We start from the raw sequence: 24,468 nt of genomic DNA, 5'->3' as shown, positions 1-24,468 counted from the left end.
CAAGTTCGCCAAAATAAACAAAGGTGGGCTTTTTTTCGGTAAAGTTTTGGGAGAAATTACGTGAAAAAAAATTTTTTAGTGCTGGGATTGGGGTTAGCGATGTTGAGCAGTTCTACGTTTGCACATAATTTACAAATAGATCAATTATTACCTGCTGTGAAAGTATCTGATTATGGGGAAATTGTGTTAAATGGAAAGGATATTGCATTCCAGTCTTGGACATCTTCTACGCTACCTGGAAAAGTGAGAATCGTGCATCATTTAGCGGGAAGAACTTCAGCAAAAGAGAAAAATCAAGCAATGATTGATGCAATTAAGGCGTCTCATTTTAATCCTGCAAAATATCAAACCACAACAATTATTAATGCTGATGATGCTATTGTTGGTACAGGAATGTTTGTGAAAAGTAGTGCGGAGAAAGGCAAGGTAGAGAATCCACATAGCCAGGTCGTGTTAGATGATAAAAGTGCGGTAAAAAATGCATGGGCTTTAAATGCCAAAGAAAGTGCGATTATCGTATTAGATAAAAATGGTAAAGTAAAATTTGTAAAGGAAGGCCAGTTGTCTGCCTCTGATATTCAGACAGTGCTTTCATTAGTAAGAGAATTTACTCATTAATGATAAAGGCGGAAAAATCCGCCTTTATTATAGTTAATTTCTAACTGAATACACTTTAAATTTTCCTGTTTGAGCAACAACTTCGTAATCACCGAAATGTTGTCTAAGTAATTCAGGATAAGGCAAGAATGCATTGGCGACAATGCGTAATTCTCCACCTTGATTGAGATGCCATTTTGCTTGCGTGATGAGTTCTGTTACTGCTCGATAGGCGGTATCAATGCCATCATGGAATGGAGGATTCGAAATGATTAAATCAAATTTTCCTTCTATATCAGAAAAGACATCACTGGCGTAAACCTCGCCTTGTAATTGATTTTCAGAAAGTGTTTTACGCGCTGATTCTAACGCCATAGCATGAATATCAGTCATGGTAATTTGTGCGTTAGGAGCGCGTTTTTTGATCATAGATCCAATTACTCCCGCCCCACAGCCAAGATCAAGTACTTTTCCTTTTATTTTATTATCAATAGTTGAAAGTAACAGTTCTGTGCCCGTATCTAATTCCGCTGCACTAAATACCCCGGGTAAACTATATATAGTTAAGTCTTGTAACGTAGGATGCTGATAGGTTTTCCAGAAATTTTTAAGTTCAAAGTGCGGTTTATTTTGTAGTAAAAAATGATATAAACCGCAACGACGAGCAGAGTCAATTTTCGCTATTTCACCATAGGGTTCTAATGTTTTTTCTACTGAACGCACGCCACAACGATTTTCTCCAATAATTAATATTTCCTGGCCAATAGGCGCCTGAGCTAATAGTTGAAGGAGTTGGAAATTGACTTCTTGTTTGTTTTTAGTCCAATAATAAACGATTAAATCAGCTTGACCTTGAAATTCAACGGAAAAATTGACCGCACTTTGTGTTCTTGCATAGTCAAAATAGCAACTCCAAATTTGGATTGATTGGCATTTAGAGACTAATGTTTGAGGAAAATTGTCAGAAATACCGCCAGCAAATAATACCGATTTTCCATCAAAAAATGAAAGATGTCGTTCTAAAACTTGGCTCTCTAGAGAAATCACGCTTTGAATCCTGTGGGTTATTAGTTAAAATTACGCGCTATTTTAGCAAAATTATTAATAAAAATTGATTAAAACTATTTTAGGAAAATCCTTTATGAAAAAAATTCTCTCTGCAGCCTTAATGGCAACATTACTATCTGGATGTCAAGTTCTCGACCTTGTTCAAGGTACGACTCAAAAGGCATCTAAAGTATCAAAGCCGGTATTAACGCCTGCGCAAACTGAAGTATTACAAAAGTTAGATGAACAGTTTCAGCGTATTTCAGCTAAAGGTATCGAAATTGACTTCAATGGCGAGAAATATGTGAAACAAACGCAAGCGGTAAAAGGTGACGATCCTCGTTTTGTGAGTCTAGCATTAAGTAAAAATAGTGAGGCACGTAAAGCCGTGTTAAGTGATACATTCTATTTAACTGATGTTTCTCATGAGAAAGCTATTACGGAACGTTATTTTGCCAAAAATAAAGAGACCTGCCAGTTACAGGCTGTGAAATCAGATATTCATGATTATTATGCTTGTGCCAATGATAAATTTAAACGTTATGTTGCTTTAGTACATAAAGATAAAAATATTATTGCTTATCGTAGTTATACCTCATATCAAGTGGAACCTACACAGGCTGAAGAACGTGCGATTATTAAGGCATTAGTCGATTATCCATTTGATAGTATTGCTCGTTAATATGAATAGACGCGATCTTCTTTTACAAGAAATGGGCATTTCCCAGTGGACGTTATATCGCCCAGAGGTGCTACAAGGTTCAGTAGGAATTAGTGTTGCGGAGAATATCCGCTTTATCACTGTTTCTGATGAAAATATAAGTGGCTCGCCTTTGTTGGCTGATGTGTTACTTAGCCTTGATCTTAAAAAAGAAGATTGCTTATGTTTGAATTACGATCAAATCCAGCATATCGAATGTAAGCAGCCTATTCGTTATTGGTTATTATCAGAAAATAGCGACAAAATTGACCGCACTTTATCATTTTGTATGCAGGCTGAGCGTGTTTATCGCTCGCCAAGTTGGCAACAATTTCAATCTAATCACCAAGCCAAACGAGAGTTGTGGCAACAAATTCAGCAGCCTTAATTATGTCTATTATTTCTCAAATTGAAGCCAGTGATTTCGACCGATTGTATGAAATCGAGCAGCAAACACATCTTGTGCCTTGGTCGCGGGGGACGTTAAAAAATAATCAAGGGGAGCGTTATATCAATTTAAAATTAATAGAGAATAATCAGATTATTGGTTTTGCTATTTGCCAAACAGTATTGGATGAAGCGACTTTGTTTAATATTGCTATTTTACCGTCCCATCAAGGTAATGGATTGGGGAAATTATTGTTGAATGAGTTAATCGCTCGCTTGAAAGAAAAAGGTGTACAGACCCTATGGCTGGAAGTCAGAGAGTCTAACCCCGCTCGTTTCTTGTATGAAAAAATTGGTTTTAATGAAGTCGATATTCGAAAAAATTATTATCCAAAACCCAGTGGTGGACGAGAAAATGCCGTAGTAATGGCCTGTTATTTATAGATACAAATGATATAGCCTAGAATGTTTATCCTAGGCTATATTTTTTTATGCTTCTTCTGCAGGAAAAACAAAGGGATTTAATCCACTGCGTGCGAGACCTTTTTCTTCCATTTCAATATCTAAGAAAATAGAAGCCAAATCGTCGGCTACTGGCTCTACATGAGGATCTTTTTCTTGGAACATGATTTTCAAGTAACTTTCACAGCTACCACAAGTTTCAGCACGAACAAGTGCAAGTTCTTCATCTAATGACCACATTTCAAGTTTGTCATGACTATTACAGTTGGTGCATTGTGCGCGTACTAAATTCCATTCACTTTCACATAAATTACAATGTAAGTAGCGTAAACCTTGTGATGTACCAATTTGTACAATACTCGCGACAGGTAATGAGCCACAAACTGGGCAGTGATGGAGATTTTCAGTATTTTCCAGTTGGCTATTATGTGGAATTTGTTGAGTGAGTTGTAACCAATAGAGGGACAGGGCTGCCCAAATGAAAATAGACTTATCGCTACTTACTAAGTTAAATTTTTGAGTAAGAAGTTTAGTTGCCATATCTTCTAATTCTGAAGATGATGCTTTTTCAAGTTGTTCAATGGTTGCTAATACTTGTTCATTAGCTTTAGGTTTTATTTCGTGAATAATTTCTGTGAGATATTCTCTCCAAATATTATTTCGTTGAAAAGTTTTTGCATTTAAGGGCTCAATTTCATTTAACTGTTTAAATGGATGAGCAGGTAAAGGATTTTTTTCTAATGTAGAAAGTTGGCTTTCTACAATATCTGCAGCAAAATTTAAGTAATCGCTTAGTGGATGATCTTTCGCTAAATCACGCAGACGTTTTGCGCGACGCTGGTAAAGGTTTTTAGGATTCGCAAATAAAACAGGTGGAACATCATAAGCGTTCTTTTTTTGTTTAATTTCATCCTCTGAAAGAATTTTAATGCTCATAAGATACTCTTGATTGTCACTAATAAAAAGTGCGGTTATTTAACCGCACTTTTTCATACTAGGGGGTTATTTTCCAAAGCCTTTAAATAATACTTTGGTTTTCCCACCTTTGTCATTTTTTTCGTTAATAAGGTCATTCTCTAGTGCTTCTAACACCTCTTCACGATACCATTTTGGATGGTGTTTTTTCGCCCAGCGAACAGTTACCCATCCTTCAACAATACCACGAATAGAGCCCTTGATCCAAAATGCCATATACATATGTACTAGGATGCCAGTGAATAGCATGAAAGCACTTAATGAGTGAAGCAAAATTGCAATACGCAATACTGGAATTGAGAAGTAATGTGAGAAGTATTGGCGCCACATAATGATGCCTGTTACTAATAATGTCACCATAGCTAAATTTAATGTCCAAAATAACATTTTTTGACCAAAGTTATATTTACCATTATCAGCTACAGCATGCTCATTACCTTTTAATACTTCTAATATGCCTTTTGCCCAGCGAATATCATTTTTTTCTGGGATATTGTGATCCCAGTATAATAAAGCTAAGTAAATAAAAGCAAAGAACATTAATATCCCCGTGAACGGGTGAACTGCACGTGCAATTTGTGGTGTTCCCAAAATTTCTGTTAACCATGCAAAATCTGGGAAGAAAAAGGCAACCCCAGTGAACATTGTCATAAAAAAGCAAATTACCAACACCCAGTGGCTGATACGCGCAGGCGTTCTATGGCGGATAACGCGAGTATCGTTGCTAATTTCAATTTTACTCATGGTTTTCCCCCTTAGTTGATTTTTCTTCTTCAAATTCGTGGTGATGATCTTCCACATCTTCTTCTACATTTGGACCAACAGTTAAGTAGTGTGCAATTTCTGCAAGGGCTAAACCACCCATTGCCACTGCCGCAACTGGTTTTAACACATCTTTCCATAAAGTAACGCTAGGATCAATGCTTGGGTTTTTAGGAAGACCTGAATAAAGTTCAGGTTTATCCGCATGGTGTAATACATACATTACATGCGTACCACCAACACCTTCAGGATCGTAAAGTCCCGCATTTTCATAACCACGTGCTTTTAATTCAGCAATGCGTTGTTCTGCGTATACTTTCATTTCTTCCTTAGAACCGAAACGAATTGCACCAGTTGGACAGGTTTTCACGCAAGCCGGCTCTTGACCTACAGATACGCGATCCACGCAAAGGGTACATTTGTATACTCGATTATCTTCAGGATTCATTCGAGGAATATTGAATGGACATCCTGCGATACAATAGCCACAACCAATACATTTATCAGATTGGAAATCTACAATACCATTGGCGTATTGGATGATTGCGCCTGGTGATGGACAAGCTTTCAAACAGCCTGGTTCAGCACAGTGCATACAACCATCTTTACGAATTAACCATTCTAAACGATCGTTTTCTTCTACTTCGTTAAAACGCATTACTGTCCATGCTTTTGCATTGAGATCAACAGGGTTATCATAGATCCCTACACACTGAGCATTGACATCAGAGCGGATATCATTCCACTCTGAACAGCCTACCTGACAAGCTTTACAGCCAATACAGGTAGTAACATCGATTAATTTTGCGACTTCAACTTTATGATCTCGCGCGTGTGGTGCAGGTGTTAAGCCTGAAGTTGCGGAGATTTTAATAACGTCTTGCGTTTGAACGCCTTGAGCAGTTCCTGCCATATTATGCCTCCCCAACTTTTTCAATATTCACCAAGAATGTTTTGTATTCTGGTGTTTGCGTGTTTGCCTCACCCCAAGATGGTGTTAAGGTATTAGTAGCAAATCCACGATTACCTTTACCATTTAAGGCTTTCATATTCCAGTGAATTGGAAGACCTACATGGTGTACGGTACGTCCATCAATTTCGAGATCTTTAAGACGTTTCGTAACCACGGCAACAGCTTTAATATAGCCACGACGAGAAGTAATTTTTACCATATCGCCTTTTTGGATGCCTTTTTCTGCTGCTAATTTTTCACCGATTTCCACAAATTGTTGTGGTTGTGCGATGATATTTAATGCAGATTGTGCTGTCCAACTATGGAAGTGTTCCGTTAATCGGTAAGTTGTTGCCACGAATGGGAACTCTTTATTTGAACCGATAAACTCTTTATCTTCAGGATAAATACGTACTGTAGGATCACTTACCACTGAAGCGTGTAATGGGTTAGTATCAATTGGGCTTTCAACTGGCTCATAGTGTTCAGGCATTGGACCATTTGCAATTTTATCAACTGCAAATAAACGACCTACACCTTCAGCAGACATAATAAATGGTCCAGTATCAGAACCTGGTGGTTGTGTACCATAGTCTGCTACATCATGCCAGTTCCAGTTTTTACCATTCCATTTGATTAATTGGCGGTTTTTATCCCAAGGATTACCATTGATATCTAATGATGCGCGGCTATAAAGTACACGACGGTTTGCAGGCCATGCAAAGCCCCAACCAATGGTGCAACCTAAACCTGATGGGTCTGAGTTATCACGATTTGCGGTTTGGTTACCTTTTTCAGTCCATTGACCAACATATAACCAGTTACCTGATGTTGTTGTACCATCATCACGTAAATGTGCAAATCCATTGAGTAATTGGCCTTTTTTGTACATCAAGTTACCGTTTGGATCATAAAGATCTTCAAGCGCATAACCATTTAATTCTTTGGCTAATTCTACCGCACTTGGTGAGTGTGGTTGAGCATAGTCCCAAGTCATTGCTTCAAAGGATTCAATACCACGACCACCTTCTTTTTGATAAAGATGATGCATTTCTTCACGAATCATAGAAAGAATTTCAACATCTGGTAACGCTTCACCTGGCTGATCGCAACCTTTCCAGTGCCATTGCGCCCAACGTCCTGAGTTTACAATTGAACCATCTTCTTCTGCGAAACAGGTTGTTGGTAGGCGGAAGACTTCAGTTTGAATTTCTGAAGAATTCACGTTGTTTGATTCACCAAAGTTTTTCCAGAATTCAGAGGATTCAGTTTGAAGCGGATCCATCACGATTAAGAATTTTAACTTACTCATTCCTGCAACAGTTTTGTTCTTGTTAGGTAATGAGTTTAATACGTTAAAGCCTTGTAAAATCCAACCGTGTAATTTGCCTTCATTCATCAATTTAACGTGAGTAATCGGGTCATATAAGCGATCTGCTTTTGGTAAGAAATCAAAACCCCAACCATTTTCTTTAGTTGCTTTATCACCATAGAAGGTTTTCATCATACTAACAAAGAATTTTGAAGTATGACGATAATAGTTCACTTGGTTTGGAACAATATCTTTTGGTGTAATCGCGTTGATGTATTGCTCATAAGAGGTATCTTTATCGTTTGGTAAACGCATGTAACCAGGTAAAGACATTGGCAATAGGCCCATATCTGTTGTACCTTGCACATTGGAGTGACCACGTAATGCATTAATACCACCACCAGGCATACCCATATTACCTAAAAGTAATTGGATCATTGCCATTGAGCGAATATTTTGTGTACCGATTGAATGCTCAGTAAAACCTAACGCATATAGGTGCGTCATCGTTTTATTTGGGGCTGCGGTTTTACCAATTTCTTCACAGATTTGTAAGAAGAGTTTTTGTTTTACACCCGTGATACGTTCAACCATTTCTGGGGTATAACGTGAAACATGATCTTTTAAGATATTAATGACACAACGAGGGTGTTGTAAGGTCATATCACGTTTAGCATTCCCGTTCTCATCAAATTGATAGTTCCATTTAGATTTATCGTAGTTACGTTTTTCTTCGTTATAACCTACAAATAAACCATCTTCAAATTTGAAACCTTCGTCAACTAAGAATGAAGCATTAGTATAGTGTTTAACGTATTCATGTTGAATTTGGTTTGTTTCCAATAAGTAACGGATAACACCCATTAAAAATGCGATATCTGAACCAGAACGAATTGGCGCATGTAAATCTGCAACAGAGGCTGTACGGTTAAAGCGTGGATCGATAACGATAAGTTTCGCACCGTTTTTCTTTGCTTCAATTGCCCAACGGAAGCCAACAGGGTGAGCTTCTGCAGGGTTACCGCCTTGAACAATGATAAGGTTGGCATTTTTAATATCAACCCAGTTATTTGTCATCGCACCGCGACCAAATGATGGAGCAAGACTTGCTACCGTTGGTCCGTGTCAAGTATTCGCTTGGTTACACATCGGTACCATACCCAACATCCGCACCCATTTATGAGTCAGTAGTGCGGCTTCGTTGCTTATGGCTGATGCAGTCATAATACCTGTAGTTGTCCAACGGTTCACGGTTTTGCCACTTGCATCTTTTTCAACGAAGTTAGCATCACGATCGTCTTTCAGTAAGCGAGCAATGCGTTTAATTGCATCTTGCCAAGAAATTCGTTCCCATTTATCAGAACCAGGTGCACGATATTGAGGATATAAGGAACGGCTTTCACTATTTACATAGTCTAATGCACCAGCACCTTTAGGGCAAAGTGCACCACGACTTACTGGATGATCTGGATCACCTTCAAGGTGAAATAATTTAGAACGAGTATTTGTGCTGGTGTGGCCACTTAATGTATCAGCAGGTTTTCCAGTGCTATATAACAACATACCGCAGCTTACGGCACAATATGTACAGGTGTTACGAGATTCGAATGCGCGTAATAATTTATATTCACGCGGTGCAGCCAATGCACTTGTAGGCGCAAAGCCCAACATTGCGGCTGAAGTTCCCGCCATACCACCTGCACAGACCTTAAAGAATTTTCTTCTTGAGATCTGCATAATCACTCCTTTACATTAACAGTGAGCGTTAATGTGTTTTAGATTTTTAGATAGTAAAAAATTCGCTTAGATAATTTGATTGATTTCGATAAAATAGCCTTATCGAAAGGTAACATAAAAAGGCGATAGCAAAAAACACCAATTTAAGCGGGCCTAAGGATAACGATTTTTTAACCATAAATCTATAATCAAATTACATTAGATTGCTAAAAATAAGTGATCTAGATCATAAAAATGAAACAAATTTAACAAAATTGTTACATGCGTGTAATGGATATAACAAGAAATGAACTGGCTTTTACGACACTCAATCTATTTGTTTAGAACAAATAAAAAAGAAGAAAAAATTACCGCACTTTTAACCGAGAAAGAGGATGATCTTGCTGTTGAAATCCCCGTTTCTCTTGTTTATAACGATATTTCTCATGCCGTGATGATGTGCTCACCAAAGAATTTAGAAGATTTTGCATTGGGGTTTTCTCTAACAGAGGGAATTATTGATAAACCTTCGGATATTTATGGTATTGACGTGATAGAAGCCTGTAATGGTATAGAAGTTCAAATTGAACTTTCTAGTCGAAAATTTATGGCATTAAAAGAACATCGTCGAAACCTTACTGGGAGAACTGGTTGTGGTATTTGTGGTACAGAGCAGCTTAATCAAGTTTATAAACACTTCCCAAAATTAGAGCAAACCTTTCAGTTTGATATTAATCGGTTAGATAGTTGCTTAACTACATTACAAATTCATCAACAACTTGCTCAACAAACAGGAGCGACACACGCTTGTGCTTTTTTTGATTTACAAGGCAATATGCTTGCAATTCGTGAGGATGTAGGGCGACATGTTGCACTAGATAAGCTACTTGGTTGGTATGCAAAAACTGATAAACCTCAGGGATTTATTTTAGCCTCTAGTCGCGCGAGTTATGAAATGGTTCAAAAAACAATAGCTTGCGGTATAGAGATGTTAATGACAATTTCTGCGGCTACAGATTTGGCGGTGAAAATGGCGAATGAGCATAATTTAACCCTAATTGGGTTTGCGAGAGAAGGGCGGGGGAATATTTACTGTGGTAAAGAGCGGTTGAAATTTTAGTGAATATAAAACAGGAAATAGGGTAATGTGCCTCTTCTATTTCCTGTTTTGTTTAGGGATATTTAACCTCTTTCTTTAATGTCTGATATCCATTGTTGAATCAAGCGTTTACCTTCTTTATCAGATCCAAATTTTATAAAATTCATATCTATAAGCTTAAGTTTGTCTGCGGGTGTAAAGCCTGGTGCTGGTTGGGCATAAATATTGGTCGGTAACTGATAAGAATCGCCAAATCGCCAAGGAATTTCTTGAGCTTCTTTGCTTAACACGAAATCAATAAATAATTTTGCGTTATCTAAATTACGCGCCCCTTTAATAATGCTTGCAGCCCCTAATGCGTATCCAACACCTTCACAAGGTAAAACACCTTCAACGGGTGCGCCTTTATTCTTTTCTTTAGCATAATTGAGCATGAAACCTATATCAATTGCGACATCACCCGTTGCCAAATAACTAGTTGCGAGCCCACTTTTTGTATATTGGGAAACATTGTGATCCAAGGCTTTTAAGTAATCATTCGTTTTTTCTTCACCCCATAGAGAAATGAGCGTGCTTAATAACGAATAACCGGTTCCTGAAACACGTGGGTCTGCGTATTGAATTTCATTTTTGAATTCAGGTTTGGTTAAATCGGCGAAACATTTTGGTGGCGTAATCCCCAATGAGGCTAGTTTTTTAGTGTTAATGCCAATTCCCATTTCCATTAGGTAAATAACAGATGTGAAATCACCGCGCTGAGCCATTAAGGATTTGAATTCGGGCATAATCTGTTTTTGTATTGGGGAGCGGTATTTTTCAAGCAAGTTCAACTCGGCTGCTTGTAAATGCGGTTCAATAGTGCCCCCATACCAAACATCTGCTTGAGGATTTTCTTTTTCAGACTTGATTTTACCTAAAATGGTCCCTGTGCTATTACGAATGAACTGTGTTTCTATTTGATATTTTTGAGCAAATGCTTTTGTCACTTGTTCACAAGTTGTATTTTGAACACTGCAATAGACGGTAAGTTTACCTGCAGCTTGAGCGGTAGAGGTAGCACTTAGTACAGCTAGTCCAAGAAGTGAAGTGAGTTTTAATGATGTTTGGAGAGGTTGTGCCATATTTTTCCTTATGATTATAGTGTCATGTTAAGCCAAGTCGCTAGGCAATATAAAATTTTAAAAAAATTTTGTAAAGAGAGGTAATACCCGTTTTAGAGCGTATTCATTGCATTAATGATTTTAATTTCATCAAAATTGACAATATCTTCTTGGAATATTGTGCGTTCTTGAATTTTCCCCTCTTGTAATAATTTTTCTCGTTGTGTGCCTAAAAGCAATGGCGTGTCTGGTGTGTACCATTTTTTCTCTTGGCGGAAAATTAAATTACCAATAGAACAATCTGTTACTTTTCCATTTTTGATAATAATAATTTCATCACAAGCACCACGTTGAGCAAATAATGTATTAATTAAACTGCGATCGGAATATTTCAAGCTATATTCGATATCGTCATAAATTACAGGTTGAAAAGTGCGGTAAATTTTTCGATGGTATTCAAAATATTGAATTTGTGTGATTTCGGCATTGTAATCAATGCGGCAGCGAACTACTCTATTTTGTAAGGGCGCAGGAAGTTGAATGAGTGAAAAAAGATTAAAAATTTTCACCGCACTTTTGCCATAATATTCACGTAAACTACGTTCATATCGCGCTTGGTGTAAATCGATATTTTGAATTTTCCCGTTTTTAATACAAAGGGTTTCAAATAGAGGATACATTAATCAGCACCTTCAATCGGTAAATAGACTTTTTCTAACAATTCTTCATATTCATCTTGCACATTGCTATGAATGGTAATTCCACCTCCACTATGAAAATAAAATTTTTCATCTATTTGAGAAATAAATCGAATTGCCACCGCACTTTGTAGTGTTTTACCATCAAATATGCCAAAGATTCCTGTGTAATAACCGCGTTTTTGTTTTTCTGCGTGCTGAATAATTTGTATGGTTTTTTCTTTTGGTGCGCCACTAATAGACCCAGCAGGCAAGAGTTTCGCTAAAATATCGCCAATTTGATTTTGCCAGTTTTTATTCAATTTTCCGTAAATTTCAGAACTGGTTTGTAGTATTTCGCCTTTTTGTGTTTTGATGCGATCGATATAACGAAATTTTTTAACACGAATGTTTTCTGCGACCATTGATAAATCATTACGCATCAAATCAACAATCGTGTAATGTTCGCGTTGTTCTTTTTCATTTGTGAGTAACTGATTTTCTGCATCGGGCAGAGATGCATTAATAGTCCCTTTCATGGGATAAGTAAAAATGCGGTTGTCATGAATATTGACAAAACATTCTGGTGAGAAGCAAACAAATTGATCTTGTAACCACAATTTATAAGGTGCATTTGTTTGATGAAAAATTTGTTCAAGTGAAAGATTGCCTGAAATTTCAGTAGGATAAGTTAGATTCAATAAATAAGAATTGCCTTTCTGTAATTCACTTTGAACAAGTTTAAAACCTTGTTGATAACGCGAGAAGGGCATTGGATGTTTGGTAAAATTAAGAGGGATAGATTGTGGAGAAATTGTGTGATTTCTTTTCCCTAAAATATCAAAATAAATGCCTTGTTGTGCGCAATTTTTTAGAGGATAAATCAATGGTTTTTCTTTTTCAAAATCAATGAGAAAGAAAAATGGCGTACGCTGTTTGCCATAATGATTAGCCTGTTCAATAAAATGTTGCATTGTGCTTTGTGTCATTTTGCGTAAAATTGCCCGATTATAACGAATGCCGAGCGGTTATGAAATTACTTATCATTAATAATCACGATTCTTTTACTTTTAACTTGGTGGATTTAATTCGAAAATTAAATGTGCCTTATGATGTTTTAAACGTGGAAGATTTAAAGGAAAGTACTGCGGAAAAATATAGTCATATATTGATTTCACCAGGGCCTGATGTACCACAAGTTTATTCTCAACTTTTTTCCATGTTGGAAAAATATCATCAGAAAAAATCTATTTTAGGTGTGTGTTTAGGGCATCAAACCTTATGTGAATTTTTTGGTGGTACATTGTATAACTTAGAGAAAGTCCGTCATGGCCAGAAACGAATTTTAAAAGTGCGGTCAAATTCTCCATTATTTTTTAGCCTTCCAAGCGAATTTAATATCGGGCTATATCATTCTTGGGGCGTACAGAAAAAAGATTTTCCTAGTTGCCTAGAAGTTACCGCACTTTGTGATGAAGGCGTGGTCATGGCTATGCAGCATAAATCTTTACCAATTTATGGCGTTCAGTTTCACCCAGAGTCTTATATGTCAGACTTCGGTGAGCAAATTTTGCGTAATTGGTTGAATATTCCTGCTGCGATTAATCAATAATAGCGCTTGCTTATTAAGCTAAAATACGTATTATAGACGTCTATACGTAAATACATCTAAATTTAAAAGAAAAAGAGAGAAAATATGTCTAGCTATTTATTTACATCTGAATCTGTATCTGAAGGGCATCCAGATAAAATTGCCGATCAAATTTCTGATGCGGTACTTGATGAAATCCTAAAACAAGATCCAAAAGCACGAGTAGCTTGTGAGACCTATGTAAAAACCGGTATGGCATTAGTTGGTGGCGAAATTACCACATCAGCATGGGTCGATATTGAGAATTTAACGCGTAAAGTGATTTGTGATATTGGTTATGAACATTCTGAAATGGGGTTTGATGGTCATTCTTGTGCGGTGCTTAATGCGATTGGTAAACAATCTGCAGATATTAATCAAGGTGTTGATCGTGAAAATCCATTAGATCAAGGCGCAGGCGACCAAGGTATCATGTTTGGTTATGCCACCAATGAAACGGATGTATTAATGCCAGCAGCTATTACTTATGCTCATCGTTTAATGGAAAAACAAGCTGAAGTGCGTAAAAGCGGTAAATTAGCATGGTTACGCCCAGATGCGAAAAGCCAAGTAACGTTAAAATATGAAGATAATAAAATTGTTGGTGTGGATGCGGTTGTGCTTTCTACTCAACATTCTGAAGAAGTTAGCCAAAAAGATTTGCATGAAGGTGTGATGGAAGAAATTATCAAACCGGTATTACCAAGTGAATGGCTTTCTAAAGAAACAAAATTCTTCATTAACCCGACTGGTCGTTTTGTTATTGGTGGACCGATGGGGGATTGTGGTTTAACTGGTCGTAAAATTATTGTAGATACTTACGGTGGTGCTGCTCGTCACGGTGGTGGCGCATTCTCAGGAAAAGATCCATCTAAAGTTGACCGTTCAGCAGCTTATGCTGCACGCTATGTCGCAAAAAATATTGTGGCAGCTGGTTTGGCAGATCGTTGTGAAATCCAACTTTCTTATGCGATTGGTGTGGCTGATCCAACATCTATCATGGTCGAAACCTTTGGAACTGGAAAAGTTGCGAATGAATTATTAGTGTCGTTAGTTCGTGAATTCTTTGATTTACGCCCTTATGGCTTAATTAAAATGTTAGATTTAATTCAACCAATCTATCGTGAAACGGCAGCTTATGGTCATTTCGGTCGTGAGCAATTCCCTTGGGAAAAAGTGGATCGTGCAGCAGAATTACGTGTTGCAGCAGGATTAAAATAATCTTATTTTTTAATTTAGTAAATTATATAAAAGCCGCTTATCTAGCGGTTTTTTCTTTTCAATCATGACATCAATAGAGCAAATTCCATTTCGTCATTTAAAAATGCAAGTGCAACGTAAATTGAATCAGTCTTTGTCGCTTGCAGAGGCTTATTTTAAGCGAAAATTTACAATGCCTGAGGTAAATTATGAGTTGCGTGGCATAAAGGCGGGAGTAGCTTACCTACAAAAAAATGAAATAAAATTTAACCGCACTTTGTTATTAGAAAATGCGGATGAATTTATTCGACAAGTCGTGCCACATGAGCTTGCGCATTTGATTGTGTATCAAATGGTTGGTCGTGTAAAACCTCATGGGAAAGAGTGGCAGCTTGTAATGAATGAAATTTTTAAGCTTTCTGCGGATACTTGTCATCAGTTTGATATAAAAAATGTGCAAGGTAAAAATTTTGAATATCGTTGTGCGTGCCAAACACATTTTCTAAGTATTTGCCGACATAATAGAATAGTAAAAGAAAAGATTGAATATTTATGTAGAAAATGTAAAGGAAAATTAGTTTTTGTCGATGAAACAGAATAATTTTTGTGATATATTCTTCCAGTTTATTCAATAAATAAAGGAGTTATCCAATGAAAAAATCTTTATTAGCCGTTATTGTTGGTGCATTTGCCTTTGCTTCTGCCGCAAATGCGAATATCTATGCTGAAGGCGATATCGGTTTATCTCAAACTCAAGCAAACGGTAGTAATAATACTCGAGTTGAACCTCGTGTAGCGGTTGGTTATAAATTAGGAAATACGCGTGTTGCGGGTGATTATACTCATCATGGAAAAGTTGATGGTGCGAAAATTCACGGTTTAGGTGCATCAGTATTATATGATTTTGATACAAATTCTAAAGTTGAACCTTATGTAGGCGCGCGTGTTGCAGCTAACCAATTCAGATATGATAATAGAGCTAACCAAGTATATAAAAGTTCTTCTGAAACTAAAATTGGCTATGGTGTTGTAGCAGGTGCTAAATATAAATTAGATGGTAACTGGTATGCAAATGGCGGTGTTGAGTATAACCGTCTAGGTAGTTTTGATAATACCAAAGTTAATAACTATGGTGCGAAAGTTGGTGTGGGTTACGGATTCTAATTTTTAGAGTACCCAAAACCTCCTTAAGAAAACACTTTTGGTTTAACGGTGATTGCTTATGGTGATCACCGTTATTCATTTCTAGATATTTTAGGAAAATGTTTGAATAAAATACGGTGAAAATTCACCGCACTTTGCTTTTCCCCTTGAAATCTTTCTTTTTATTCTTATATCTGTGACGTTCAATTTTTATCTTTATGAAGGAAAAAATTATGTCACAAAATCAAGAAACTCGCGGCTTCCAATCTGAAGTCAAACAACTACTCCAATTAATGATTCATTCTTTGTATTCCAACAAAGAAATTTTCTTACGTGAATTAATTTCTAATGCCTCTGATGCGGCAGATAAATTACGCTTTAAAGCACTTTCCTCCCCTGCTTTATATGAAGGTGATGGCGACTTGCGTGTGCGTGTTAGCTTTGATGCGGATAGAGGCACTATCACAATTAGTGATAACGGCATAGGTATGACTCGTGAGCAAGTCATCGATCATTTGGGGACGATTGCAAAATCAGGAACAAAAGAATTTTTAACCGCACTTGGTCAAGATCAAGCAAAAAACAGCCAACTTATTGGGCAATTTGGTGTAGGTTTCTATTCGGCGTTTATCGTTGCCGATAAAGTCACGGTGAAAACCCGTGCGGCAGGTGAGGCAACTGATAAAGGTGTACTTTGGGAATCTGCGGGTGAAGGCGAATATTCTGTGGCGGATATTGAGAAAAAATCTCGTGGCACTGATGTGATTTTGCACTTACGAGAAGATGAAAAAGAATTTTTAAACGAATGGCGTTTGCGTGAAATTATTGGTAAATATTCTGAGCATATTGGCTTGCCAGTGGAAATGCTGACGAAAGAATACGATGATGAAGGCAAAGAGAGCGGTGAAAAATGGGAGAAAATTAATAAATCCGATGCACTTTGGACGCGTTCTAAAAATGATGTTTCCGATGAGGAATACAAAGAGTTTTATAAACACTTAAGCCATGATTTTGCTGATCCTGTTACTTGGGCGCATAACAAAGTGGAAGGAAATCAAGCATATACTAGTTTGCTTTATGTGCCAGCTAAAGCACCTTGGGATTTATTTAATCGCGAACATAAACACGGCTTAAAACTTTATGTTCAACGCGTATTTATTATGGATGATGCTGAGCAATTTATGCCGAATTATCTCCGTTTTATGCGTGGTTTAATTGATAGCAATGACTTGCCATTAAATGTATCTCGTGAAATTTTGCAAGATAACAAAATTACTGCGGCATTACGCAAAGCATTAACTAAGCGTTCATTACAGATGCTAGAAAAATTAGCAAAAGATGATGCTGAAAAATATCTGCAATTCTGGAAAGAGTTTGGTTTAGTCTTGAAAGAAGGCCCAGCAGAAGATTTTGCTAACAAAGAAACTGTTGCGAAGTTATTGCGTTTTGCTTCAACGCATAATGATAGCAGCGAGCAAACTGTGTCTTTAGAAGATTACATCTCGCGTATGAAAGAGGGGCAAAAAGCTATCTATTACATTACAGCGGATAGTTATGTTGCTGCGAAAAATAGCCCGCACTTGGAATTATTCAATAAAAAAAGCATTGAGGTTTTATTGCTTTCCGACCGCATTGATGAATGGATGTTAAGCTATTTAACTGAATTTGATGGTAAACAATTACAAAGTATCACAAAAGCAGATTTGGATTTAGGCGATTTAGCGGATAAAGAATCTGAAACGCAAAAACAACAAGATGAAGCCTTTGGTAGTTTTATTGAGCGTGTGAAAAATTTACTTGGTGAACGAGTGAAAACTGTGCGTTTAACCCACAATTTAACAGATACACCAGCGGTAGTTTCTACAGATAACGATCAAATGACGACCCAAATGGCGAAATTGTTCGCAGCCGCAGGGCAACCTGTACCTGACGTAAAATACACTTTTGAACTTAATCCAGAACACCACTTAGTGAAAAAAGTGGCTGATATTGTAGATGAAACAGAATTTGCTGATTGGGTGGAATTGTTGCTCGAACAAGCTATGTTAGCAGAGCGCGGATCTTTGGAAAATCCAGCTGCATTTATTAAACGTATCAATAAGTTGTTAGGCTAACTAAAAATAAATAAGCCCGATTAAATCGGGCTTATTTATTGGGATAGTATTTAGGGTAATCCTCAAGCCATTTTTTCATTGTTTTTTGTTGCTTGAGTGTATTCGCAAAATTAAATGTTTTTCGTTTATTATTAAATTTAGCACCTAAAATAATGACTTTTCTTTCGTCTTCGGCAACTTCATATAAAAAATAGATATTATTGATTGTAATGTATTTATAGCCTGTCTTTCCCCAGAATGGTCTAAGTTGCGGGATATTCGTTAAAATCATTTTTAGTTTATCAAGATCATCTTGAGGTAGATACGTTACGATAAATCGTTTTAGAAGATCTTTTTCAAGACAATCTCCTGATGTTTCAGCAATATAAACATCGTATTTGGGCAACATAATCAACTCTATTTTTTAAAATCGAATGGCTCAATTTTATGATTTAAAATAGCTTGCCAAGTTTCCGCACTTGCTTTTGCAGCTAATTGCCTTTCTTTCAAACTGAAAGCGTATTCTTCCTTGTCTTTTTTTTGTGTTTTGAGTAAATCAGAAATTTGTTCAAAAGTGAGTTCCATTTGAGACTCCTTACTGTGAATATTGACAATATTATGCCTGACTAAGCGACTTTTTTCATCTGTTTTTTCATCGAATTATTGCTCGTTTTTCAGGTATAATGCTGTAATTAAATGGCGAGAAAAGAGAGAAAAATATGATTGTAGTTTACGGCATTAAAAATTGCGATACAGTGAAGAAAGCGTTGAAATGGCTGGCGGATCACAATATTGAACACAAACTTCACGACTACCGTGTTGATGGGGTAGATTTGAATTTCTTAACCCAAGCGGAAGCTCAATTTGGCTGGGATGTATTGGTGAATAAACGTAGTACAACCTGGCGTAATTTGGATGAACAAGTTAAAAATTCCCTTGATAAAACGACCGCACTTTCCGTGCTAGCTGAGAATCCAACCTTAATTAAACGCCCAATTATTTTACAAGATGGGAAGGCTTTAATTGGTTTTAATGAGAAGGAATATCAGGCTGCTTTTGCCTAAAGTGGGTTATTTTCTTAGGAGTTTTTATGAGAGAAAAAGTGATTTCGTTGGCGCAAGATTTAATTCGTCGCCCATCTATTAGCCCGAATGACGAAGGCTGTCAGCAAATTATTGCCGAACGCTTAGAAAAGTTAGGTTTTCAAATTGAATGGATGCCTTTTAATGATACGTTGAATTTGTGGGCAAAACACGGAGCGGGTGAGCCTGTTATTGCTTTTGCGGGACATACGGATGTTGTGCCTACTGGCGATGAAAATCAGTGGTCGTATTCTCCGTTTTCTGCTGAGATTATTGATGGAATGCTTTATGGCCGTGGTGCGGCGGATATGAAAGGATCCCTTTCAGCAATGATTGTGGCGGCAGAAGAATACGTAAAAGTGAATCCTAACCATAAAGGCACCATTGCATTATTGATTACGTCTGACGAAGAGGCAGCTGCAAAAGACGGCACCGTGCGAGTAGTTGAGACTTTAATGGCGCGTGATGAAAAAATTACTTATTGTATGGTTGGTGAGCCATCGAGTGCTAAAAACTTAGGCGATGTTGTCAAAAATGGTCGCCGCGGCTCAATTACAGGAAATCTTTATGTTCAGGGGATTCAAGGGCACGTGGCATATCCTCATTTAGCTGAAAATCCAATCCATAAAGCAGCGCCATTTTTGCAAGAATTAACAACTTACCAATGGGATGAAGGTAATGAGTTTTTCCCTCCAACAAGCCTACAAATTGCTAACATTCATGCGGGGACTGGAAGTAATAATGTGATTCCAGGCGAGTTATATATTCAGTTCAATTTGCGTTATTGCACAGAAGTAACAGATGAAATCATTAAGCAAAAAGTAGCTGAAATGCTAGAAAAACATAATTTGAAATATCGTATTGAATGGAATTTATCAGGTAAACCGTTTTTAACAAAACCAGGTAAATTATTAGATTCGATAACCTCCGCTATTGAGGAAACTACAGGCATAAAGCCAAAGGCTGAAACAGGTGGTGGTACATCAGACGGTCGTTTTATTGCATTGATGGGCGCTGAAGTGGTGGAATTTGGTCCACTTAACGCAACAATTCATAAAGTAAATGAATGTGTCAGTGTAGAAGATCTTGGCAAGTGCGGTGAGATTTATCACAAAATGTTAGTGAATTTATTGGATAGCTAAAATGAAATTAACGCCAGAAATGCTTACAGGAAAGTCTCGTGAGCATTTAGTCAATTTACCCGCAAATCATTCATCAAATCATTTTTTGCAAACGCAAGCGGTGAACGCATTTCAAGGGCTGCAAAAAAGTGCGGCAAAAAATGGCTTTAATTTACAGCCAGCGAGCAGTTTTCGTGATTTTGAACGCCAACAGCTTATTTGGAATAGTAAATTTAAGGGCGAGAGAAAAGTCCATGATGACACAGGCAAAGCATTAGAGTTGAGCCAATTAGATGACTGGCAAAAATGTCAGGCGATTTTACGTTGGTCTGCATTGCCAGGGGCTAGCCGTCATCATTGGGGAACGGAAGTGGATATTTTCGATCCTGATCTTTTGCCACAGGGGCAATCTTTACAACTGGAGCCTTGGGAATATGAAAAAGGCGGCTACTTCTTTGAATTGAGTGAGTTTCTTACCGAAAATTTACCGCACTTTGATTTTGCTTTGCCTTTTATGAATATGCAGTCCAATAAGAAAGTGGGGCGGGAGCCTTGGCATATCAGTTATTTGCCGTTAGCTGAATTGGCAAGTCAGCAATTTTCTCCAGACATTTTGCAACAGGCATGGAAAGAGGAAAATATTTTAGGCGCAGACTGTTTAATATCAAATCTTGAACAAATTTTTTCTGAATATATTGTTTAAAAATAAAGCCTTATCGTGAAGATAAGGCTTTATTCTTAGGCGTAAAAAAGCCCTTTTCCATGCAAATAAATTGGTAGCTCATCGCCAATAGATAAATCGGGGGAAATGATGTTCTCAATCCATATTGCGTAGCCATTAATTTCAATTTGAATAGCGGTAATTTTCCCTTTGAATTCGATTTGTTTTACTTGCCCTTTGAAAAGTGCGGTTGGATTTTCCGATGTTTTAAACAGGCTAAATTGTTCTGGGCGAAGTAAAATCTTACCTTGTTTCAGCGAGATTGATTTGTTTTTTACAGGAATATTACCTAATTGGCATTGAACTGTGTTTTCATCAATCAGATTCGCCGATAGCACGATGTTTTCACCAATAAAACTTGCGGTTTCAATATGATTAGGCGACCAATAAAGTGTACGAGGCGTGTCGATTTGTAAAATTTTTCCTTGTTGGATAACAGCGATTTTATCCGCATAACGTAATGCTTCATCACGATCATGGGTGACGAAAATCGCTGATGCACCACTTTGACGCAGCGCTTTCAGCATATCATGACGAATTTGCTGGCGAAGATGTTCATCTAAGGCACTAAAAGGTTCGTCTAATAAAATCAGTTCTGGATTCGGCGCCAATGCTCGTGCAAGAGCCACTCGTTGTTGTTGTCCGCCTGATAGCTGATGAGGAAAACGTTCTGCCAATTCACTAATTCCAGTGAGTTGCATTGCCTGCTCAATCCGCATTTTCTCTTCATCCGTTTTCCCTTTTCCATTCCCTAATCCATAAGCAATGTTGCGATAGACATTTAAGTGAGGGAAAAGCACGCCTTCTTGTACCACATAACCTAGATGACGCTGTTGCGTTGGCACATTTGTATTCTCGCCGAAAATTAACTGCTCTTTTAGCCAAATTTCGCCCGTATTAGGTTGTTCAAATCCTGCGATCGCTCGCAATAACGTTGTTTTTCCACAACCAGAGGCACCAAGCAAAAAGAGGATTTCACCTCGTTGCAAGGTAAAGGAAATATCGTGAAGAACTTGTTGTTCATTAAAAAATTTATTGAGATTTTTAACGGCTAATAACGGATTATTTATCATTTTATTTAAATGCATATTTTTTCAATAAAAACACAGGAATCCCTGAAAAGAGAACGAGCATGAGTGCATAAGGCGTTGCTGCAGCGTATTGCGCATCACTAGTATATTCCCAAACGGCAATCGAAAGGGTTTTGATGTCGTTTGGCGTGAGCAAAAGTGTTGCCGTAAGCTCTTTCATTAAATTCAAAAATACTAGAGAGAATGCCGCCGCAATGCCTGGTAGCATTGCTGGTAATGTTAAAGTTCGGAAAATATAGAATGGGCTTCGTCCTAGGCTTTGTCCTACTTTCTCAATATTATCAGAAAGTTGTTCAAGTGAGGCTCTAAGTGTGGTTTGTGCCATTGGTAAATAGAGCATAAAGTAAGCCACGATGATAACTAAAAAGGTTTGATATAAGCTGTTGGCATAGTTGATCGTAAAGTAGATCAGTGATAATGCGATAACTAAGCCGGGTACGGCGTGTAATAGGTAAGGTAAGCGATCAATCCAAACGGTTAATTTGCTACGATAGCGTACAGCTGCCCAAACCAATGGCAAAGCACAAACTACGGTAAGCAATGCGCCTAGTCCTGAAATGATAAATGAATTACTGAATGCCGATAAAAATTCTGAAAAATCACCTGCACTTTCGAGTGAAGTTCCCACTATAAGCCAGTAAATTAACATAATCACAGGCACGCCAATGCTTAAGATGAATATACTAGAGAAAAATCCGAAGGTTAAACATTGTTTGCCAAAGGAAAGTGTTTTTACTGGATAAGGACGAGTGACACCTTTTCCACTGTTGTAAAGTGTTTGTTTACCGCGGAAGAATGTTTCTCCCAGCACAATAATGCTACAAATTGCCATTAATACAGCAGAAAGTAGTGCTGCGGTGCTGTTATTAAAAGACATTTCATATTCTTGGAAAATAGCTGTGGTGAATGTTTGGTAATTCAAAATAGAAACCGCACCAAAATCTACCAGCATATGTAATGCTATTAGCAATAAACTACTACCGATTGCTGGTTTTAATTGTGGGAAAATTGCGTGCCAAAAGGTGTAAGTTTGGCTTTTTCCTAATGAAAGGCTTACTTCTTCAAGGGAGCGGTCAAGTCGTTTAAGTGTAGCTGAAATAGGCAAGTAAGCGAGTGGGAAAGAGCTTAATGTCATGATGCCAATCGTTCCCCAAAAACCTTCTACTCGAAAGGTTAGGCTGATCCAAGTAAAACAACTCACAAAGGCTGGAATACAAAGTGGTAAGCTCATCGCCACTTCAAAAAATGATTTGCCGAAAAAACGGTAGCGTTCAAGTAAAAATGCACAAAGAGTACCGAGAGAAATGGAACCAATGGTTACACAGACCATGAGAAGCATTGTGTTGCTCAGTAATTCCGCCATTCTCGGGCGAATAAGAAGCTCAAAGCTACGATCTAATCCGACTTCAATCGCACGGAAAAGAATATACAGAAATGGTAATAAGAGCGGTAAACCAATAAGTAAAATAATGATGGTGAGCCAAAGTGGGGGAGTTCGGGTCAAAAGATAATCCTTTATATGTGGCAACTGTATCTTCACTTTTGGTGAAAATACAGTTGCAACGTTAGCGGGCTTATTTTAAACCAGCTTCTTCAATTAATTTATTTGCTTGTTCTTTATCTTGAGCAGTAGTTGCTGAAACTACTGGCGCTTGCAATTTAGCATAAGGTTCCATATTGAATGGAGAAGTCACATCTGTACGTAATGGATATTCTGCACGTACAGCAACTAAAGCTTCTTGACCTTTTTTGCTTGCTAAGAAGTCCACGAATTTTTTCGCTTCTTCTTTATTTTTAGATGATTTTAAGATTGCAGCACCAGAGTAAGTGACTAATGCACCAGGGTCTTTATGACGAATAAAGTACAAACGAGTTTTTAAGTTTTCTGCGCCTTTTTCTTTTGCTAATGCATACCAGTAGTAGTTATTAATTAAGGCTGCAGGCACTTCGCCATTTTCAACAGCTTGCAATGCAACACTGTTTTTCGCGTAAAGTTTACCATTTTCTTTTAAGCCTTTTAACCAATTAAGTGCAACTTTCTCGCCTTTTAGTTTAACAATAGCGACAACTTGTTCTAAGAATGCACCAGAGGTTGGTACATAACCGATTTTATCTTTCCATTTTGGTGTCGCGTAATCAAGTACTGATTTTTCCATATCTTTTTCAGATAATTTAGTGTGATCATAAACTACAACACGAGAACGACCACTTAATGCAATCCAATCTTTTTTAGGTGCTACTGGTACACCTTGGTGAGAGGTTTGTTTGATCGTATTGGCTGAAAGTGGTTCTAATAAACCTGCTTCAGAAAGTGTGGCAAATGGAGAGGTTTGTTCTGAATAGAATACATCGGCTGGGCTTTTATCGCCTTCTTCTTTAAGTTGACCTGCTAACTGTTCGCTTTTAGCACTATTTAAAGTAACTTTAATACCCGTTTCTTGTGTAAAAGCATCAGCAACAGCTTTTGCTGCTTCTTTATGCTGACCATTATAGACAGTAATATCTGCAAAGCTACTTGCTGAGAATGTAAGTGCGGCAGCGAGTGTCGCAATTTTGAATGATTTTAACGTCATTGAAAACTCCTTGTTTTTGAGAATGGAT

The 24,468-nt window shown here is 37.5% G+C and carries 26 protein-coding genes; 13 read left to right on the top strand and 13 right to left on the bottom strand.

What is annotated here, in order from left to right:
* Window positions 1-60 precede the first annotated feature (60 nt).
* A complete protein-coding gene (locus KP713_RS03880; RefSeq protein ID WP_111407483.1) occupies window positions 61-618 on the top strand; it encodes a YtfJ family protein in 558 nt (185 codons plus the stop codon).
* A gap of 33 nt (window positions 619-651) precedes the next feature.
* Here the strand turns inward: KP713_RS03880 and rsmC are convergent, their stop codons facing one another.
* A complete protein-coding gene (rsmC, locus tag KP713_RS03875; protein WP_215769917.1) occupies window positions 652-1,644 on the bottom strand; it encodes a 16S rRNA (guanine(1207)-N(2))-methyltransferase RsmC in 993 nt (330 codons plus the stop codon).
* 94 nt (window positions 1,645-1,738) lie between these two features.
* On the opposite strand from rsmC, the gene KP713_RS03870 reads away from it, so the two are divergent.
* Genes KP713_RS03870 through rimI form a run of 3 tightly spaced genes read left to right on the top strand, consistent with a single transcriptional unit; the run spans window position 1,739 to window position 3,175 of the window.
* The gene (locus KP713_RS03870) at window positions 1,739-2,326 is read left to right on the top strand and encodes a membrane lipoprotein lipid attachment site-containing protein (RefSeq protein ID WP_215769916.1); all 588 of its coding nucleotides are present in this window, start codon (window positions 1,739-1,741) and stop codon (window positions 2,324-2,326) included.
* A 1-nt stretch (window position 2,327) separates the two neighbouring features.
* The gene (holD, locus tag KP713_RS03865; protein ID WP_046940040.1) at window positions 2,328-2,732 is read left to right on the top strand and encodes a DNA polymerase III subunit psi; all 405 of its coding nucleotides are present in this window, start codon (window positions 2,328-2,330) and stop codon (window positions 2,730-2,732) included.
* A 2-nt stretch (window positions 2,733-2,734) separates the two neighbouring features.
* Window positions 2,735-3,175 (top strand): ribosomal protein S18-alanine N-acetyltransferase, encoded by a 441-nt coding sequence (rimI, locus tag KP713_RS03860; RefSeq protein ID WP_106014134.1) that lies wholly within the window; start codon window positions 2,735-2,737, stop codon window positions 3,173-3,175.
* A 45-nt stretch (window positions 3,176-3,220) separates the two neighbouring features.
* Here the strand turns inward: rimI and fdhE are convergent, their stop codons facing one another.
* From fdhE to fdnG, 4 genes are all read right to left on the bottom strand, one after another.
* Entirely contained in the window at window positions 3,221-4,129 is a 909-nt protein-coding gene (gene fdhE, locus KP713_RS03855) for a formate dehydrogenase accessory protein FdhE (RefSeq protein WP_215769915.1), read from the bottom strand.
* A gap of 66 nt (window positions 4,130-4,195) precedes the next feature.
* The gene (locus tag KP713_RS03850; protein ID WP_215769914.1) at window positions 4,196-4,912 is read right to left on the bottom strand and encodes a formate dehydrogenase subunit gamma; all 717 of its coding nucleotides are present in this window, start codon (window positions 4,910-4,912) and stop codon (window positions 4,196-4,198) included.
* Complete coding sequence (fdxH, locus tag KP713_RS03845) at window positions 4,905-5,843, bottom strand: formate dehydrogenase subunit beta (RefSeq protein WP_048953725.1); 939 nt, start codon at window positions 5,841-5,843, stop codon at window positions 4,905-4,907. The genes KP713_RS03850 and fdxH overlap by 8 nt, the downstream gene beginning before the upstream one ends.
* A gap of 1 nt (window position 5,844) precedes the next feature.
* Entirely contained in the window at window positions 5,845-8,931 is a 3,087-nt protein-coding gene (gene fdnG, locus KP713_RS03840; protein WP_215769913.1) for a formate dehydrogenase-N subunit alpha, read from the bottom strand.
* A gap of 286 nt (window positions 8,932-9,217) precedes the next feature.
* Here fdnG and fdhD point away from each other — a divergent pair, with 286 nt between their 5' ends.
* Window positions 9,218-10,030 (top strand): formate dehydrogenase accessory sulfurtransferase FdhD, encoded by an 813-nt coding sequence (fdhD, locus tag KP713_RS03835; RefSeq protein WP_106014137.1) that lies wholly within the window; start codon window positions 9,218-9,220, stop codon window positions 10,028-10,030.
* 62 nt (window positions 10,031-10,092) lie between these two features.
* Here fdhD and KP713_RS03830 read toward each other — a convergent pair whose 3' ends face one another.
* From KP713_RS03830 to KP713_RS03820, 3 genes are all read right to left on the bottom strand, one after another.
* Window positions 10,093-11,130, bottom strand: coding sequence for an ABC transporter substrate-binding protein (locus KP713_RS03830; RefSeq protein ID WP_106014138.1), 1,038 nt, complete (start codon window positions 11,128-11,130; stop codon window positions 10,093-10,095).
* Between the two features lie 92 nt (window positions 11,131-11,222).
* Window positions 11,223-11,789 carry an aminotransferase class IV family protein gene (locus KP713_RS03825; protein WP_106014139.1) on the bottom strand — a complete coding sequence of 189 codons (567 nt, stop codon included), beginning with the start codon at window positions 11,787-11,789 and terminating at the stop codon, window positions 11,223-11,225.
* Window positions 11,789-12,775, bottom strand: a complete 987-nt coding sequence (locus KP713_RS03820) for an aminodeoxychorismate synthase component I (protein WP_106014140.1) — start codon at window positions 12,773-12,775, stop codon at window positions 11,789-11,791. The genes KP713_RS03825 and KP713_RS03820 overlap by 1 nt, the downstream gene beginning before the upstream one ends.
* A gap of 41 nt (window positions 12,776-12,816) precedes the next feature.
* On the opposite strand from KP713_RS03820, the gene KP713_RS03815 reads away from it, so the two are divergent.
* The 5 genes from KP713_RS03815 to htpG all read left to right on the top strand — a co-directional run bounded on the left by KP713_RS03815 (window position 12,817) and on the right by htpG (window position 17,873).
* Entirely contained in the window at window positions 12,817-13,398 is a 582-nt protein-coding gene (locus KP713_RS03815; protein ID WP_106014141.1) for an anthranilate synthase component II, read from the top strand.
* Between the two features lie 84 nt (window positions 13,399-13,482).
* Window positions 13,483-14,637: a methionine adenosyltransferase gene (metK, locus tag KP713_RS03810; protein WP_005627231.1), complete on the top strand. Its 1,155-nt coding sequence runs from the start codon at window positions 13,483-13,485 to the stop codon at window positions 14,635-14,637.
* Window positions 14,638-14,701: 64 nt separating this feature from the next.
* Window positions 14,702-15,217, top strand: a complete 516-nt coding sequence (locus tag KP713_RS03805) for a SprT family zinc-dependent metalloprotease (protein WP_215769912.1) — start codon at window positions 14,702-14,704, stop codon at window positions 15,215-15,217.
* 50 nt (window positions 15,218-15,267) lie between these two features.
* Window positions 15,268-15,780: an opacity family porin gene (locus tag KP713_RS03800; RefSeq protein WP_106014143.1), complete on the top strand. Its 513-nt coding sequence runs from the start codon at window positions 15,268-15,270 to the stop codon at window positions 15,778-15,780.
* Between the two features lie 212 nt (window positions 15,781-15,992).
* Entirely contained in the window at window positions 15,993-17,873 is a 1,881-nt protein-coding gene (gene htpG, locus KP713_RS03795; RefSeq protein ID WP_215769911.1) for a molecular chaperone HtpG, read from the top strand.
* 31 nt (window positions 17,874-17,904) lie between these two features.
* Here htpG and KP713_RS03790 read toward each other — a convergent pair whose 3' ends face one another.
* Entirely contained in the window at window positions 17,905-18,261 is a 357-nt protein-coding gene (locus KP713_RS03790) for a hypothetical protein (protein WP_140526909.1), read from the bottom strand.
* A gap of 8 nt (window positions 18,262-18,269) precedes the next feature.
* The gene (locus KP713_RS03785; RefSeq protein ID WP_181154000.1) at window positions 18,270-18,437 is read right to left on the bottom strand and encodes a hypothetical protein; all 168 of its coding nucleotides are present in this window, start codon (window positions 18,435-18,437) and stop codon (window positions 18,270-18,272) included.
* 134 nt (window positions 18,438-18,571) lie between these two features.
* On the opposite strand from KP713_RS03785, the gene KP713_RS03780 reads away from it, so the two are divergent.
* The 3 genes from KP713_RS03780 to KP713_RS03770 are packed head-to-tail and all read left to right on the top strand — an operon-like array spanning window position 18,572 to window position 20,758.
* The gene (locus tag KP713_RS03780; protein WP_215769910.1) at window positions 18,572-18,916 is read left to right on the top strand and encodes an ArsC family reductase; all 345 of its coding nucleotides are present in this window, start codon (window positions 18,572-18,574) and stop codon (window positions 18,914-18,916) included.
* A gap of 26 nt (window positions 18,917-18,942) precedes the next feature.
* Window positions 18,943-20,076, top strand: a complete 1,134-nt coding sequence (gene dapE, locus KP713_RS03775; RefSeq protein ID WP_048953709.1) for a succinyl-diaminopimelate desuccinylase — start codon at window positions 18,943-18,945, stop codon at window positions 20,074-20,076.
* Between the two features lies 1 nt (window position 20,077).
* Window positions 20,078-20,758 (top strand): M15 family metallopeptidase, encoded by a 681-nt coding sequence (locus tag KP713_RS03770; protein WP_048953707.1) that lies wholly within the window; start codon window positions 20,078-20,080, stop codon window positions 20,756-20,758.
* A 35-nt stretch (window positions 20,759-20,793) separates the two neighbouring features.
* Here the strand turns inward: KP713_RS03770 and fbpC are convergent, their stop codons facing one another.
* From fbpC to KP713_RS03755, 3 genes are all read right to left on the bottom strand, one after another.
* A complete protein-coding gene (fbpC, locus tag KP713_RS03765) occupies window positions 20,794-21,864 on the bottom strand; it encodes a Fe(3+) ABC transporter ATP-binding protein FbpC (RefSeq protein WP_065265223.1) in 1,071 nt (356 codons plus the stop codon).
* On the bottom strand, window positions 21,851-23,371 hold the full coding sequence (locus KP713_RS03760; RefSeq protein WP_065265222.1) for an ABC transporter permease: 1,521 nt from the start codon (window positions 23,369-23,371) through the stop codon (window positions 21,851-21,853). The genes fbpC and KP713_RS03760 overlap by 14 nt, the downstream gene beginning before the upstream one ends.
* Before the next feature lie 70 nt (window positions 23,372-23,441).
* On the bottom strand, window positions 23,442-24,440 hold the full coding sequence (locus KP713_RS03755) for an iron ABC transporter substrate-binding protein (protein ID WP_048953703.1): 999 nt from the start codon (window positions 24,438-24,440) through the stop codon (window positions 23,442-23,444).
* Between the last annotated feature and the right edge of the window lie 28 nt (window positions 24,441-24,468).

This window comes from Haemophilus sp. SZY H36, assembly GCF_018829625.1.
In the GTDB taxonomy this organism is placed as follows: Bacteria; Pseudomonadota; Gammaproteobacteria; order Enterobacterales; family Pasteurellaceae; genus Haemophilus; species Haemophilus haemolyticus_K.
This window is presented reverse-complemented; position numbering and strand designations above follow the sequence as displayed.

Excerpts from the sequence above, each read along its gene's own strand:
- KP713_RS03755 (WP_048953703.1), bottom strand. The coding sequence starts at position 24,440 with ATGACGTTAAAATCATTCAAAATTGCGACACTCGCTGCCGCACTTACA.
- fdhD (WP_106014137.1), top strand. The coding sequence starts at position 9,218 with ATGAACTGGCTTTTACGACACTCAATCTATTTGTTTAGAACAAATAAA.
- fdhE (WP_215769915.1), bottom strand. The coding sequence starts at position 4,129 with ATGAGCATTAAAATTCTTTCAGAGGATGAAATTAAACAAAAAAAGAAC.
- fbpC (WP_065265223.1), bottom strand. The coding sequence starts at position 21,864 with ATGCATTTAAATAAAATGATAAATAATCCGTTATTAGCCGTTAAAAAT.
- KP713_RS03825 (WP_106014139.1), bottom strand. The coding sequence starts at position 11,789 with ATGTATCCTCTATTTGAAACCCTTTGTATTAAAAACGGGAAAATTCAA.
- KP713_RS03850 (WP_215769914.1), bottom strand. The coding sequence starts at position 4,912 with ATGAGTAAAATTGAAATTAGCAACGATACTCGCGTTATCCGCCATAGA.
- KP713_RS03790 (WP_140526909.1), bottom strand. The coding sequence starts at position 18,261 with ATGTTGCCCAAATACGATGTTTATATTGCTGAAACATCAGGAGATTGT.
- htpG (WP_215769911.1), top strand. The coding sequence starts at position 15,993 with ATGTCACAAAATCAAGAAACTCGCGGCTTCCAATCTGAAGTCAAACAA.
- KP713_RS03780 (WP_215769910.1), top strand. The coding sequence starts at position 18,572 with ATGATTGTAGTTTACGGCATTAAAAATTGCGATACAGTGAAGAAAGCG.
- KP713_RS03800 (WP_106014143.1), top strand. The coding sequence starts at position 15,268 with ATGAAAAAATCTTTATTAGCCGTTATTGTTGGTGCATTTGCCTTTGCT.
- KP713_RS03870 (WP_215769916.1), top strand. The coding sequence starts at position 1,739 with ATGAAAAAAATTCTCTCTGCAGCCTTAATGGCAACATTACTATCTGGA.
- holD (WP_046940040.1), top strand. The coding sequence starts at position 2,328 with ATGAATAGACGCGATCTTCTTTTACAAGAAATGGGCATTTCCCAGTGG.
- KP713_RS03830 (WP_106014138.1), bottom strand. The coding sequence starts at position 11,130 with ATGGCACAACCTCTCCAAACATCATTAAAACTCACTTCACTTCTTGGA.
- dapE (WP_048953709.1), top strand. The coding sequence starts at position 18,943 with ATGAGAGAAAAAGTGATTTCGTTGGCGCAAGATTTAATTCGTCGCCCA.
- KP713_RS03770 (WP_048953707.1), top strand. The coding sequence starts at position 20,078 with ATGAAATTAACGCCAGAAATGCTTACAGGAAAGTCTCGTGAGCATTTA.
- fdxH (WP_048953725.1), bottom strand. The coding sequence starts at position 5,843 with ATGGCAGGAACTGCTCAAGGCGTTCAAACGCAAGACGTTATTAAAATC.
- rimI (WP_106014134.1), top strand. The coding sequence starts at position 2,735 with ATGTCTATTATTTCTCAAATTGAAGCCAGTGATTTCGACCGATTGTAT.
- KP713_RS03805 (WP_215769912.1), top strand. The coding sequence starts at position 14,702 with ATGACATCAATAGAGCAAATTCCATTTCGTCATTTAAAAATGCAAGTG.
- KP713_RS03815 (WP_106014141.1), top strand. The coding sequence starts at position 12,817 with ATGAAATTACTTATCATTAATAATCACGATTCTTTTACTTTTAACTTG.
- KP713_RS03820 (WP_106014140.1), bottom strand. The coding sequence starts at position 12,775 with ATGACACAAAGCACAATGCAACATTTTATTGAACAGGCTAATCATTAT.
- KP713_RS03785 (WP_181154000.1), bottom strand. The coding sequence starts at position 18,437 with ATGGAACTCACTTTTGAACAAATTTCTGATTTACTCAAAACACAAAAA.
- metK (WP_005627231.1), top strand. The coding sequence starts at position 13,483 with ATGTCTAGCTATTTATTTACATCTGAATCTGTATCTGAAGGGCATCCA.